10 protein-coding genes are annotated in these 15,075 nt (G+C 45.2%); all 10 read left to right on the top strand.

The window, feature by feature from the left end:
* The first annotated feature begins 15 nt into the window (after nucleotides 1–15).
* The 10 genes from SK066_RS19660 to SK066_RS19615 all read left to right on the top strand — a co-directional run bounded on the left by SK066_RS19660 (nucleotide 16) and on the right by SK066_RS19615 (nucleotide 14,994).
* Nucleotides 16–507, top strand: a complete 492-nt coding sequence (locus tag SK066_RS19660) for an NEAT domain-containing protein (RefSeq protein ID WP_250344976.1) — start codon at nucleotides 16–18, stop codon at nucleotides 505–507.
* A gap of 157 nt (nucleotides 508–664) precedes the next feature.
* A complete protein-coding gene (locus tag SK066_RS19655; protein ID WP_320542735.1) occupies nucleotides 665–4,240 on the top strand; it encodes an NEAT domain-containing protein in 3,576 nt (1,191 codons plus the stop codon).
* A gap of 309 nt (nucleotides 4,241–4,549) precedes the next feature.
* Nucleotides 4,550–5,446, top strand: coding sequence for a heme ABC transporter substrate-binding protein IsdE (gene isdE, locus SK066_RS19650; RefSeq protein ID WP_320544926.1), 897 nt, complete (start codon nucleotides 4,550–4,552; stop codon nucleotides 5,444–5,446).
* Nucleotides 5,447–5,801: 355 nt separating this feature from the next.
* Nucleotides 5,802–6,731 (top strand): FecCD family ABC transporter permease, encoded by a 930-nt coding sequence (locus SK066_RS19645; protein ID WP_320544925.1) that lies wholly within the window; start codon nucleotides 5,802–5,804, stop codon nucleotides 6,729–6,731.
* Complete coding sequence (locus SK066_RS19640) at nucleotides 6,721–7,506, top strand: ABC transporter ATP-binding protein (protein ID WP_320542734.1); 786 nt, start codon at nucleotides 6,721–6,723, stop codon at nucleotides 7,504–7,506. The genes SK066_RS19645 and SK066_RS19640 overlap by 11 nt, the downstream gene beginning before the upstream one ends.
* A gap of 223 nt (nucleotides 7,507–7,729) precedes the next feature.
* Nucleotides 7,730–8,857 carry an MBL fold metallo-hydrolase gene (locus SK066_RS19635; protein ID WP_320542733.1) on the top strand — a complete coding sequence of 376 codons (1,128 nt, stop codon included), beginning with the start codon at nucleotides 7,730–7,732 and terminating at the stop codon, nucleotides 8,855–8,857.
* 110 nt (nucleotides 8,858–8,967) lie between these two features.
* Nucleotides 8,968–10,302 carry a YaaC family protein gene (locus SK066_RS19630; protein ID WP_320542732.1) on the top strand — a complete coding sequence of 445 codons (1,335 nt, stop codon included), beginning with the start codon at nucleotides 8,968–8,970 and terminating at the stop codon, nucleotides 10,300–10,302.
* A gap of 525 nt (nucleotides 10,303–10,827) precedes the next feature.
* Nucleotides 10,828–12,453 (top strand): ABC-F family ATP-binding cassette domain-containing protein, encoded by a 1,626-nt coding sequence (locus SK066_RS19625; protein ID WP_320542731.1) that lies wholly within the window; start codon nucleotides 10,828–10,830, stop codon nucleotides 12,451–12,453.
* 941 nt (nucleotides 12,454–13,394) lie between these two features.
* The gene (locus SK066_RS19620) at nucleotides 13,395–14,267 is read left to right on the top strand and encodes a cation diffusion facilitator family transporter (protein WP_320542730.1); all 873 of its coding nucleotides are present in this window, start codon (nucleotides 13,395–13,397) and stop codon (nucleotides 14,265–14,267) included.
* Between the two features lie 49 nt (nucleotides 14,268–14,316).
* The gene (locus SK066_RS19615; protein ID WP_320542729.1) at nucleotides 14,317–14,994 is read left to right on the top strand and encodes a hypothetical protein; all 678 of its coding nucleotides are present in this window, start codon (nucleotides 14,317–14,319) and stop codon (nucleotides 14,992–14,994) included.
* Nucleotides 14,995–15,075: the final 81 nt, after the last annotated feature.

The raw sequence follows: 15,075 nt of genomic DNA, 5'->3' as shown, positions 1-15,075 counted from the left end.
AGGAGAATGAATCCGATGCATATGACAATGAACCGTATAGAAAAAGGTACGTGGTTGAAAGCGATCATTATCGCTATGGTAGTGGCTCTGGTAGGTGCTCTGATGGCACCGTGGACGTCCAAAGCAGATGCGGCTGTAGCGGATGGTGCGTACTTTATTGAATATACTGTGTACGCTAATGGTACGAATAATCCTTCCTATATGGATAGTCCTGAATATTCCCGTAAACCGGCTACGCTTATCGTATCCGGTGGCAAAGCAACGGTAAAAGTAACGCTGAATCATAAGGACTGGATCCAATCATTCAAAACACAGCAAAACGGAACGTATGTTGCTGCTCCATCGACAACAAGTGGTGACACGGTAACATACACATTCCCTGTGAGTGATCTGTCTGCGAAAGTAAATGCACAGATTCGCGTCGTTGTTCCAGCGGAAATTGCAGGTCAAGCATATGATCACACGTATACAGTTCAATACTTGTTTGACCAAGATAGCATCGAATAAAAAGAGACAATACAGATAAAGTAGATCAGCCAACATTACTTATCTGGGGTCATCTGACCCTGGGTAAGTCTATTTTGTTAACAGGGGGAGCATGATTTTGAAAAGGCACTTTGTATCATATGTCATTAAATGTACTGTTTTTGTAATGTTGTTCGGGATGGTTTCACCGGCACTGCCTTCCACTTTCGCACAGGATACAGGCAGCGGTCATTTGAGCAGCGTGAGTGCCGACACCTACGGTAATTCCTCGTTGGGAACGGTCAGTGATAACACGTATGCACCAGCAGAAACACCTGTACATGTCCCTTCGCAGGATCCGCTGAGTATATTTAATTATTCTACAGTCACGACCTCTACGTACGATACGTACGCAGATGGACAGTATACGATTGGTTATAAAGTTGTGCGCATCAACGACTCTAGTAAAGAAGTGAGCGCATTTCGTGAAAGTTATGGGAATGCTGATCGTCCCGGTCAAGTTGTTATTGATCATGGCAAATACACATTCAGTTTCCGCGGAGTAAATGCAAATAGCTTTGTTAATCTGACTGCTACCCAAAACAGTCAGACGAATGCAGCAGTATATACGGAGGAACAGGGATTTGTTATCAAAGCAAATGGGAAGAAAGAGCCAGCGACTTTTACCAGAGTTAGTTTTGATGTATATGATTTGAACAGTCCAATCACGTTGAATTACAAATTTAATAATGTGGATAGTTCAGGTTATTTGATAGTTGATCCATCCACATTAACACCAATCCAACCCGTCGTAACCGAACCAGAAACACCTGTAGACCCTGAACTCGTACAAGCAGTAAAAGGGACGACCAAAGAGATCACGTATACGGCTTTACAGGATGGAACGACACAATCTTCAAGCATGAACAATTATATGGTGAAGCCAGCTAAATTTATTGTTACCGCAGATAGCAAAAAATATGTACAGCTTACACTCACAAACAGCAACCTGATCACAGGTTTCCAAACACAGGTCGGCACAACGTATATAGATACTGGTATCATTTCAAAAGATGCCACCCATAACACCCGTACGATTCAATTTGCCGCAGATGCGCTGACAGTAGATCACAACGTGATCTCTGCTAAAGTCCATGTCGTAACAACGGCTCCGAACGCGCAGGTATATGACAAATGGCATACGGTTCAACTACAATTTGACACTAGTATATTAAATGAAGTGACTTCGCAAAATATCCAGTACACCGTATACAAAGAGCAAACGAATGAAGTTTCGAAAATAGATGATTATCTAGTTAAACCTGCGCAATTGATCACGGAAAATGGAAAGAAATATATTCGTCTTCAACTCAAAAGCAGTAATCTTATTGTTTCTTTTCAGACGCCAATCAATGGGGTGAACACGGAAGCCCGAACAGTTGAATCCGATACCGTCAACAATATGCGGACGATTCAATTTCCAGTAGAGGATCTGTCTCAGCAATTGACGGCCTACACCCATATTTATATACCGAACTTAAATTATGATTACTGGTACGATGTGCGTTTTCGATTCGACAACTCCAGTCTGCCCACAAATCCAGACACAGGCTCTAGCCTTATGCCTGAACCGATCAAGTTGCAAGATGGGACTTATACAATCGACTTCGCTGCTTTGAAATCGGATAGCGATCAAGCGTCGACGATGGGCAGTTATCTTGGCCAAACAGCTAATGTGACGGTGAAAAATGGACTGTACCATGTATCACTTGTAGTGAAGAGTAGCAATATCATTCCTAGTTTTAAAGTTCAAGAAGATGGAGCATGGGTTGAAACGATAACCGTAAGCAAAGATATTGATGCTAATCAACGTGTCGTTTCGTTCAGTACCAAACAATTACAAACGATCATGAATGCTCAAGTTGGCATACAAATGCCGAACTATAGCATGACGCATCCTCTTCGTTTGCAGTTTAATCCCGATTCCGTCCAATCCGTCTCCACCACACCGGATGGTATATCTGACGGCAAATACAGTGCATCCGTAATAGCTTACAAATATGGAACGAAAGAAATATCCGTGATGGATGAATATCTAGGCAAACCGGTAACTATAATAAAGAAATCTGGTAAATATTATGTACAACTTTTACTCGAAAAGAGTAGCTGGATCAAGACTTTTAAAGTCGGTGGACAGGATGCGCAGGTGATTGAAACTTCTGGCAATACCCGGGTTGTACAATTCCCAGTAACCGAACTGCCACGCAAATTGAAGGTCAATACTCATGTTGTCGTGCCAGGTCTGGAAGTTGGCGGTGTACCTTACGATCATACGTATGATGTTGATCTGCAAATCGGTTCGACAATGCCATATGAGACACCCAAATTGCCTGGAACGACGACTACTTTACTGGATTTTAAGAATCTGATGGCTGGTAATTACAAGCTGCCATTTAGCATTGTAATGCCAGGTATCGCTTCGGGTACCACCACACCACTGGCACGGTTTATCTCGACGGAGCAGCCCGTGCAATTAACAGTTGAAAACGATCAGCGTCATGTAGCGATGACCTTGCAACATGCGAGCGATATTCAAGCGTTACGTATCTACGATGGTACACAATACATCGATGCTGAGGTGATCCGTAACGATACAACCAACAATACAAAAACGTTCAAGTTTACCGTATCCGATTATACGAAAAATGTACCAGCGCAGCTCGTAACCGCAGGTGGTGTGAGCATTGCCAGCACAGACAGTAATACCGTGTATGAGTTTGAACTGAAATTCGATACGAGCGCTGTTGTTGCGGATACAGCAAGCACGACAACGACCAGCAACAAAGGCACCAATGCGATCGCGGATGGAGTATACAGAGCTTCCTATCGTATCCTCAAAAATGGGGCAGAAACTGATTCAGTGCTCACTCCTTATCTGGATCGTACGGCTAAGCTGACTGCTAAGGACGGCAGAGTTCAGGCGACGATTACGATTACAGATGATGAGGCATTGCCTGTATTTATGACTGATTTCGAAGGTAAGTATACGGCTCCTATTGTGGTAGCAAAGTCGAAAGATGGAAAGTCGCGTACGATCACCTTTGAAGTACCGAATCTGGACAAAAAGCTGAGTATTTTCGCTCATGTGAATGCGCCAGAACGTTATTTAAACAATCAGAAAATGGGCGGGCAGCTGCTATTTGATCGTGCTTCACTGCAAGCTACCGATGGTAGCCAGCAAGCGCCAGTGATCAACGAGCCATCTAAACCGTCGAGCACAACAGAGTCAAAGCCTGTACAGCAGTCGGGTGAGGTAGGCAGCAACAATACAGAGCCTGTAGCGAATGGCGTACAGCCGCCAGCCACCGATCCTGCCGTGCAAACTGCTCCAGCAACGAATGCACCGCAAAAATACAGCATTGGCATCAAAGCCTACAAGGATCAAACGAGCGAGCTATCCGTTATGAACGACTATATCAATCCAACCGCCACATTGATCGAGCAAAATGGCACAACCTATGTCGAGCTGACACTGAACAATGGTAGCTGGATGCCTGTCCTGCAAGTGGAGCAGGATGGTGTATGGAAAGACGTTGAAAAGGTCTCCTCCACTGGTAAAACAACTGTCGTTCGTTTCAAAGTAAATAACCCTTCCGCTAAGATCAACGCGTACACCCATGTTGTTGTACCCGGTCTGATCATCGGCGGTGTGCCTTATGATCACTGGTATACGATTCAGCTGCAATTAGACGAATCCAGTAAAAAGGCATGGTAAGCATAGCATCATACGCAGTTTAATCCATCTGCACATTTGCAAGTCTTGGCGCGTCGATGTGCCAGGACTTGCAGGCATTTGGGCAACGATTACGATCATGGAGGGAATCATGTGAACGTCTATTCATCAAGGCAATCATACACCGAGTGTGCTGTACGTGCTGGGCAGACAAGCGATTCGTCCGCGTTCGAGCGAGTAGTAGACATCCAGTGCAGCTCATCATATTCACGTATGCGTGGTTTTGAATTGTCTAACGCGTCTATGATGATCAGTCAGCATCATCACAGGCGTCAATCGATAGGGAAATGGATGAGCTGGGGCGTGTTGCTATGTCTACTGGTATTTCTTTTATCCGGTTGCTCTAGCTCTGCGGGTACAGCCTCTACAACGGCAGCGGCGCAGGGAAATGAAGGGACTACCGATACAGGGGCAGCACGTATCGTCGCTACAACCGTTGCGATCACTGAGATTGCTGACGCGCTCCAGCTTGATCTGGTAGGTAAGCCGACAAGCACCAAGCAACTGCCCGAGCGTTATAAGGATGTACCGGATGTGGGCAACCCGATGAGTCCCGATATGGAAAAGGTGCTGTCGCTTGCACCAACCGATATTTTATCCGTTACGACTCTTCAATATGATCTGGAGCCTAAGTTCAAAGGGCTGAATATTAACGCCGAGTTTCTGAATTTTGAAAGTCTCGCCAATATGGAAAAGGAAATTACGAAGCTGGGTGCGGGGTTTGATCGTGTACAGCAGGCGAAAGCGATCAATAGCAAGCTGCAAACTAAAGTCGCCCAGATCAAGCAGCAGGTGGAAGGTAAGCCTTCGCCTAAGGTGCTTATTTTGCTGGGTGTGCCGGGTAGCTATCTGGTAGCTACCGAGAATTCGTACATCGGTGATCTGGTGAAGCTTGCAGGTGGCACGAACATTGTGCAAGGAGAGAATGTGGAGTACCTCGCTTCCAATACCGAGTATTTGCAACAAACGAATCCGGATATCATTTTGCGAGCAGCGCATGGGATGCCGGAGGAAGTCGTGCAAATGTTTGATGAGGAATTTAAAACGAATGATATTTGGAAGCATTTTAATGCGGTGCAAAAGGGACATGTGTACGATCTGCCTGAGCCGTTATTTGGTACGACGGCAAGTCTGTCCGCAGATCAAGCGCTGGATGAGCTGGTGAAGATGCTGTATCCAGCGCAATAAGATGAATCGTACTGTGCAGAACAGCTTTGTGAGATAGAGGTTGTATAAAGCGATGACACTGGAGGCATGTCGTATCAGCGGATAGAGCAGGTACAGTAAAAGTAAGAGTAAGAGTAGCCCCGTTTCTTCTATAGAGGGATATGCATAATCTCTTATATAGATGAGATACGTACGGCAGTAACCACTATCCAACACTAACAGACAGGAGCGAAGGAGCTTGGCAAATATAAATTCAACCCCGGCTGCTGTCCAAGTATCTAACGTCGACAGAGAGGATGCACATCGGGTATATCATCGTCAGGAGCGCCGCCGCTTATGGAGCTTTATCGCTGTGCTGGCCCTGCTCATTGGCGTCATGCTCTATTCAGCGATGACCGGAAGTCTGCATGTCGGTGTGACGCAGCTGCTGCAAGGGATGTGGACAGGCACGGATGCGCAGGTAAATGTAGTGCGTGATCTGCGGTTACCACGTATCATCATCGCGGTCATGGCTGGCGCGGGATTAGCAGTTGCAGGTGTATTATTTCAAGCGGTGATGAAGAATCCACTGGCGGATTCGGGTGTGATCGGCATTTCGTCCGGTGCGGCGCTCGTATCGCTGATTGCCGTAACCGTTTTTCCAGCGCTGTATTTCTGGATGCCGGTCTTTTCCTTTTTCGGGGGAGCGCTGGCATGTCTGATGGTATATGGCTTCTCGTGGCGCTCTGGATTGCATCCGGTGCGACTGATCTTGATCGGGGTCGCTGTAAATGCGATCTTCTCGGGACTGGGACAGTCGTTTAATTATCGTGGAAGCTATGCGGTAACCAGCTTGAATCAGGTCACGACCTCTACGTTATCGATGAAGAAATGGGTCGATGTGGATGTGATGCTCTGGTACGGTGGTATTGGACTGATTCTCGCGCTGCTGGTAGCAAGCTGGTGTAATTATTTAGCACTACAGGAAAAGACGGCGCGCAATCTGGGCTTGAATGTCACGCTCGTACGTGTGTTGATCTCGGTTGTGGCGGTCATCCTTGCTTCAACAGCTACGGCTATCGCGGGTGTGATTGTATTTATCGGTTTGCTCATTCCGCATATCGGCAGACAGCTTGTCGGATCGGATCATCGATGGCTGATTCCTTTTAGCGCGCTGGCAGGTGGATTATTGCTACTGCTCGCTGATACGCTGGGGCGTACCGTTCTGGCACCGCAGGAAATTCCAGCATCGATCATTATGGCGATTATCGGCGGGCCTTTTCTTATTTTCCTGATCCGAAGGAGTGACCGCTTGCATGGACGTTAACGGTATTACCTTTTCCTATGATGGCAATGTGGATCGTCTCCATAATGTGCAGACGACGATTCAGCAGGGGAAAATTACGACGATTATCGGGCCAAATGGCTGCGGCAAATCGACCTTGCTCAATGTGATGTCCAGTAATGGCAAGCCAAGAAAAGGCGAAGTGATTCTGGATGGGAAGGCGATTACGCGCTATCGTCCTGTGGAGCTGGCACGGCGGCTGGCTGTGGTGCATCAGCAAAATGAAGCACCGGACGATCTAACGGTAGAGCGACTGATTCGCTTTGGCAGGATGCCACACAAAACGATGTTTTCCAGCAACAAGCAGGAGGACGAGGAGGCTGTGGAATGGGCGATTGCCTGTACGAATCTGGAGCAGCGCCGTTTCCGCACACTAGATCAGCTGTCTGGTGGCGAGCGGCAACGTGTATGGATTGCGATGGCACTTGCTCAGTGGACACCGATTTTATTTTTGGATGAGCCGACCACGTATCTGGATATGTTTTACCAGCTAGAAATTATGGAGCTGATCCAGCGGCTCAATCAGGAATATGGCTTAACGATTGTGATGGTGCTGCATGATATTAATCAGGCGCTTCGTTATAGCGATGTGATTATCGCGATGAAAGAAGGGCGTATTCTAGCCTCCGGTCATCCACAAGAGGTGTTGACGTCGGAACTAATTGAAGAAGTGTACGATGTGCAGGTGCTCATTCGCCGTGATCCAGAGGCAGGCTTGTATATTGTACCGATGCAGGCGATGTTGCGGCCTCTCTGAAACCGGGTAATATACCGACAAAGACCGCCAGCCGTGTCTCCCGCCTGCCAACGATGCCAGGGAACTGTGGATGACACAGCCCTGGCATTCACTATTATTATTATATAGTAGGATTTCTCATGTACAGGTCGGTTTGCAGGTACAGTAAATAGACCCGAGTGAACCTACCGCAGACCGATCCAGTTGACTTACATTACATGCAGCAGGGGAGGAATATATTGTTATGCCAAAACCTCGTTATCACAACGTAGACAATGTTAGCATCGACAAGACTCTCAAGCAGTTCAAGCAATGGCGTGCTGATCGGCGCAAAAAAGCGCTACGCGACCGCTCCTATCTCGTGCCGAATCATCAGCCAGAAATGAATTATTTGCACGATAATCGTGAAGACGCTTCCATCACGTGGATTGGTCACTCCACCTTTTTTATTCAATATGAAGGCTTGAATATCGTAACCGATCCAGTGTGGGCACAGCGGCTAGCTTTTCAACGCCGAATTGGACAGCCAGGCATTCCAATCGAGGATATTCCACCGATCGATCTCATCCTTATTTCGCACTCGCATTATGATCATATGCACATCAGCTCAATCCGCAAGCTGTATCGTAGCTCAACCACCATTATCGTACCCGCAGGCCTCAAACGGAAAATGCAGCGCAAAGGCTTCGGACGTTGCCATGAAATGCACTGGTGGGAAACGCTCAAGATCGGCGATCTGAATCTTACCTTTGTTCCTACGCAGCACTGGAGTCGCCGTACTTTACTGGATACCAATACCTCCCACTGGGGCGGCTATGTGTTAGAGCCGGTACATCATCCGATCATGCCAGACGATCAGCATAACCCGTGGGTAACGGTTCAAGACCCCATACACCAGCCTCATCCTACGATTACAGCAGACGTGACAAGGAAGGAAATGGGCTATCAGCAGCGTGCTGTACCACCAAGCGTTTATTTTGCCGGAGATAGCGGCTACTTCCCTGGCTTCGCCGAAATCGGTCGCCGTCACCGTATTGATGTCGCATTATTACCAATCGGTGCCTATGAACCGGAATGGTTCAATAGCTCTCAGCACACGACACCTGAAGAAGCACTACGCGCCTTCAACGACATCTGCGCCGAAATCATGGTACCGATGCATTACGGCACCTTCAAGCTCGCCGATGATACTGCGCGCGAAGCACTGGATCGCCTTGATGCTGAACGCCAGCGCCTGCATATTGCCAAAGAACGTATCCGCGTTCTCGGATATGGCGAGACGTTGATTGTACACGGGCTATTGGATGAAGAGGCAGAAGAACGCGCAGAGGCGTGCCGTTCGGATGGATTGCAAGAGAAGTCTGCATATTAATATGCAGGCTTTTTTATTTTTATTAATTTTAAGTATTATGTACATACTATTAAATTAGGTATCTTTATTTACGATATTAGTTAGTAATACAACATTAAGGGGGAATTACAATGAATAACAAAGATGTTAATATTAAAAATTTACTTAACGATCCAGTTAACTTTTACTCCCCTATTAGTAATCCTGTTTTTCCAATAGAAGAATGGGATTATTTGAATACTTCTGATAAAGCAGAATTGCATAATCAATGGAAAAATTTTAGCGAAGCTGAACGAGAGCAATATAAAAACAACATTAAGTTTTTTTTACAGGAAAAAGATATTAAGCCTACAGATGCACAAAACAATTATAGGCTCATATGGAGCGAATGTGAAAAAAGACTACAGCCTAATTCCGCACCTCAGATTTTAGAAATAAGCGATTTTAATAAAGAAAAAGCTGTTTATGAGTTATTAGACGTGGTTGAAAATACGGATAAAATCAAACAAATTTATAGAAAGAAAAAGCTCAATTTGAGTTCTTCTTCTAATGCAGGAATCAGTGCTGAAAGTGCAAATGAATTAAGAAGTTGTTTTATTCAAGGAAGACAACTTTTTGATGCAGGTAAAAATTCTCCGATGATGGTTAAGCCTTTGATTTACTTTTACTCTTTTGCAGCTTATGTTTATGGAATGGTCGTCATGAACAATCCATTAAGATACAAATTAGGTATGATGCACGGATCACATGGAGCAGACTATGAAAAGTTTAATGTGAAGTTTGGCGGGGGACCAACTATTGGAGGAACATTTAGTGATTTATTCTTGTCATTTCCAGTTATTAATCATTTGGCCCAAGGCGTTGAAATTTTACAAGATAATAGATCCTCAATAAAGCAATTTTGGAATTATAAATTTAATCCTACTATAGGTACTTTACTCAGCATGGTGCCTGAGTTGAGAGAATATTATAATTTAGTGTCTAAAAAGAATAGTCGATCACATCAATTATTGATTAAACGTTCTAATTCTCCAAGATCGATTGAATGGGATTTTTTAATTGGAGATGGCAAAGTGCAACCTACAATAAATGAGCTTCAAAAAGCATTTCCTAATGAGATTATTGGTAATCATTCTGGGAAAAGCGCTATTACAATACCAGATGAACAAGTTTCCAATATAAGGGCAATGATCTTTTCTGATATACACGGGGATTTTTGGTTTATCGAAAATCCATTAGAACATATAGTTCTACCAGAAATTTGTGTCCATTACTTAATTATGTTTGCATTTAGCAACATTATGAGATACAAACCAGATACATGGAATGAAATTTTAACTAATGAAACAGATTCTGAAATCTCTTTTTTGATTAGGAAATATATATCTATATTCGAATATAAATATCCAGTTCTTCTTACCAGGAGTTTAACAGAATATTTCACTATTTTTTCTAAAAATCCTTGAGAATACTATTCTATTGTTTTTATGAAAGTACAGGTTAAGTCAATAAATTTTGGTTATATACAATCGATTATATGATCAAATAATGATTTGCGTAATATTTTATACTCAATGATGCTTCCTTACAGAGCGAAGGAAAAGTAATACGGGAAAGGACAAATGGTCGTGCTAGTGATTTTCTAACATGGTGTTCAATGCAAAGTGATTTTGCGATGCAAACTATGTTACTGATTTGGAAGTGTGGGAATCTACATTTTATCCTAATCTAGTAGATTTCCCTGACTTCAATTGAGTTTATGTCCTTATTCCTTGCCAAAGTTAATAAAGCAACTCCACTAAAAGCTTGATTCCCCCAACAAATCCATTTCAAATTTTAATCACAAACCTCAAGTCACGCCTACGATTACCTCTATTAGTGTGGTATACTATTGCCAACAGTCGTTTCATACGAACGAATACTGTCTTTTTTTTATGAGATTGGAAAGCTTCATTACTATATTTTACTAAGGATAAGGATGGGTTGAATACATGATTAGTACTTCAGGTGTCACGCTGCGTTATGGTAAGCGCGCCCTTTTTGAAGATGTAAATATTAAATTCACAGCAGGTAACTGCTACGGTCTGATCGGCGCGAATGGTGCTGGTAAATCGACATTTCTAAAAATTCTGTCTGGCGAAGTGGAGCCGAACGAAGGCGATGTGCATATCACTCCAGGCGAGCGTATGGCGATTCTGAAACAGAACCAATCGGAATATGATGAGTTTCAGGTGCTGGAGACTGTAATTATGGGTCACAAACGCCTGTACGATATTATGAAAGAAAAAGATGCACTGTACGCAAAAGCAGACTTCAGTGATGAAGATGGCATGCGTGCTGGCGAGCTGGAAGCAGAATTCGCTGAAATGAACGGTTGGGAAGCTGAAGCGGAAGCCGCTGAGATGCTGAACGGTCTCGGTATCGACAACGAAATGCAATACAAAATGATGAAGGAATTGAACGGCAACGAGAAAGTACGCGTCCTGCTGGCACAAGCATTGTTCGGTAACCCGAACATCCTGCTGCTGGATGAGCCTACCAACCACTTGGACATCGAGTCCATTCACTGGCTGGAAAACTTCCTTGCATCGTATGACGGCACTGTTATCGTAGTCAGTCACGACCGTCACTTCCTGAACACGGTTTGTACGCATATCGCGGATATCGACTTTGGTAAAATCCAGATGTACGTAGGTAACTATGACTTCTGGTACGAGTCCAGTCAGCTTGCGCTGCAACTGAGCCGTGAGCAAAACAAGAAAAAAGAAGACAAGGTGAAGGAACTACAGGCGTTTATCCAACGCTTTAGTGCCAACAAATCCAAGTCCAAGCAAGCAACTTCCCGTAAAAAAATGCTCGATAAAATTACGCTGGATGACATTCGTCCATCTAACCGTAAATATCCGTTCATTAACTTCAAAGGTGAGCGCGAAGCAGGTAAGCAATTGCTGCTGATCGATGGTCTGACGAAAACAGTAGATGGCGAAAAAGTCATCGACAACCTGACTCTGACCGTAAACAAAGGCGACAAAATCGCATTAGTTGGTCCAAACGGCAATGTGAAAACAACGCTGTTCCAAATCCTCATGGGCGAGGTAGAGCCGGATGCAGGAACATATCAATGGGGTGTAACTACATCTCAAGCATACTTCCCGAACGACAACTCCGCTTACTTTGACGGTGTAGACGTGACGCTGGTAGACTGGCTGCGCGAATATTCCAAAGACCCGGATGAATCGTTCCTGCGCGGATTCCTCGGTCGTATGCTGTTCTCCGGCGACGAAGCTTTGAAAAAAGCAAGCGTACTGTCCGGGGGCGAGAAGGTTCGCTGCATGCTGTCCCGCATGATGCTGATGGGCGGTAACGTCCTGCTGCTGGACGAGCCAACGAACCACTTGGATCTTGAATCGATCACTGCACTCAATAACGGTCTGATCGACTTTGACGGAACGATCCTGTTCACGTCTCATGACCATCAGTTCGTACAAACGATTGCGAACCGCATCATCGAGATCACGCCTAACGGCATCATCGATCGCATGATGAGCTATGATGAATATCTGGAAAGCAAAGAAATTCAAGAAATGCGCGAAAAAATGTATCCGGTTGAAGTATAAGCCGATACCTCTCTCATCCGCATAACGCGATTTTAATAACGTAATGCTCAGCCTGAACGTTCAGGGATATGAAAATGTCCCCGACCGCTCAGGCTTTTTGCTATCTCCCTTTACTGCCTTTACCCCTCCTAGGTAAAAATCCGTTTTGCTCAACATACAGATATACCTTTTAATTTATGTAAGACATATCGTATCTTCTAAATTTAGAACATGTACGAAAGATGTTTTGCTAGACATACACACTACTAAAGGAAGGAAGAATAAAGACGTAGGAAGGAGATCGACTCGTATGGAGCCTAAGGAACCGTTTGGAGTAAGCAGAAATAAAGATTCCCAGATGACAAGCAGTAAAATGATTTGCCTAACCCCACTAAGTGATTTTCATTTCGTATAAACGTATAGAATTCTTATTGAACGAACATTCTCTATATGTACGATTAATGTTTTGGTATTCATCTTCAGAAAACCATAATGTTGAGAAGAGCACAGAACGGAGGGAAGGAAATAAGGGGTAAGGACGATTTTGGAGCTGCGGGAATCTTCATTTCTTCCTCATCCAAAAGATTCCCGCGGCTCCACTGAGTCCGTCCCCTTATTCCTTCCCGGAGTGGTTGCAGCTCCATCGCTCAACTAACTTTCACCGCTTTACACTTCAAAAGAACACCAAAAACATCTTAAAATCCCCATCCCTGTTCACTATATTAAACAAAATCATTCGACATCCACATCTTTCCCCAATGCAAAACTGTTTACACCCCGTTACAGATTTTCACCCCCACCACATGATTTGCCCGACACTACAACATTTACAACAGGCTAAAAGGTTTGCCCACCCCTACAACGTTTCTCTAGACCCACAATAATTTCATTTGTTAAGATGAACAGATGAAATCGGGAGCCAGGGTATAAGCTTGCTTCCGAGTGTAGGAGGATCTAGTGAAATGGTGGATGTGTATCAGAATTTAAAAGAAGGCGAGCGTGGGGCATGGCTCAGTATTGTATCGTATCTGGTACTATCTACGTTCAAACTCGTTCTTGGCTATGTATTCCTGTCCAGCGCATTGCGCGCGGACGGTATGAATAATCTCACGGATATTGTCGCTTCGATTGCTGTACTGATCGGCTTGCGGATTGCTCGTAAGCCGCCAGATTCGGATCATGCGTACGGTCATTTTCGTGCAGAGACGGTGGCGGCTCTCATCGCCTCATTAATTATGGCGATGGTTGGCATTCAGGTGTTGATTGATGCGGTCAGTTCCCTGTTCCGAGGGCATGAGCAAGCACCCGAGCCGTGGCTGGCAGCAGTGGCAATCTTTTGTGCGGCGATTATGTATGGTGTATATCGTTACAATCTGGCACTGGCTCGCCGTACGAATAGTCAGGCATTATTGGCGACAGCTAAGGATAATCTGTCGGACGCCATGGTTAGCATTGGCGCAGCGGTTGGTATTATCGGCTCCCAATTCGGTATGCCGTGGCTGGATGTAGCTGCTGCACTGGTCGTTGGCCTGCTTATTTGCAAAACGGCATGGGATATTTTACAGGAGTCCATGCACCGTCTAACCGATGGCTTTGATGAAAAAGAGTTACCGGAGCTGAGAGAAACGATCGCTTCGATTCCAGGTGTAGAGTCGATCAAGGATATCAAGGCACGGGTCAATGGTAGCCAGATTCTGGTTGATGTCATTATCGAGGTGGCAGCGGATATGTCGGTGAGCGACAGCCACGATATTACCGATCGGGTTGAAGATACGATGGCCAAAGTGCATAATATTCATTATGTACATGTGCATGTAGAGCCGAAGGAAATCTGAATTCACACTGAGTTCACGGCGTCTCTGCACAGAAATGGAGGCCGTTTCGTTGACGCAATCAGGAGATCAGCACCAACAATCGGATAAGGAAGCGAGAGCGAAGCAGAAGCCTTTTTCACCAGAGAATACACCTAAGTCATCGCATTCACCGCGTAGAAGGCTATGGCGTCGATTGCTTGGCAGCCTGCTGGTGCTTGCGTTGCTGGTGGCAGCAGCGGTATGCTGGCTTGCCTGGATGATTGCACCGGAACGCAGTCCAGGTCTAACGCACAATGATATTGATCTCAAGGCGAAAATTATCCAGATGGTTCAGCAGCGCAAGCTCGAAACCACACTCACACCAGCGGAGTTTAACGATGTGGCAACGCAGGAGCTGCTGGATCGGGCAGAGCATTTTCCTCCAGGAATTAAAGTGACTGGAGCGGAGTTTAGCTGGCAGGGCTCGGTGGTGCAAGCGGATGTAAGAGGGAGCCTGTGGGGCATTCCATTTGGCGGCTTGCTCGATTTTGATGCTGTGCGTGAAGGCAATGAGCTGGTACTCACACATCGACATACGATCGTGAAGCATGGCGCATTCGATTGGCCGCAGCTAGAGCCGATTCGTATTTCACTAACCAAGTATATTCCTGCTGTAGCCAAAGTGAAGGAGCTGACCTTTGGCAAAGATCAGCTTACGTTAACATTTGAGCTGGATTTATGGAGAATCCCTCGTATATTATGGAGATAACACCACGCGAAAAAAGCACCATGACCCTTTGCAGGATCATCATGCTTTTTTCGCTTTTTTTACGTTATCGCGTATAATCGG

It is taken from the genome of Paenibacillus hunanensis (assembly GCF_034055775.1).
GTDB classification, from domain to species: Bacteria; Bacillota; Bacilli; order Paenibacillales; family Paenibacillaceae; genus Saccharibacillus; species Saccharibacillus hunanensis.
Note: the sequence above shows the minus strand (reverse complement) of the source record. Positions and strands in the feature narration are given on the sequence as shown.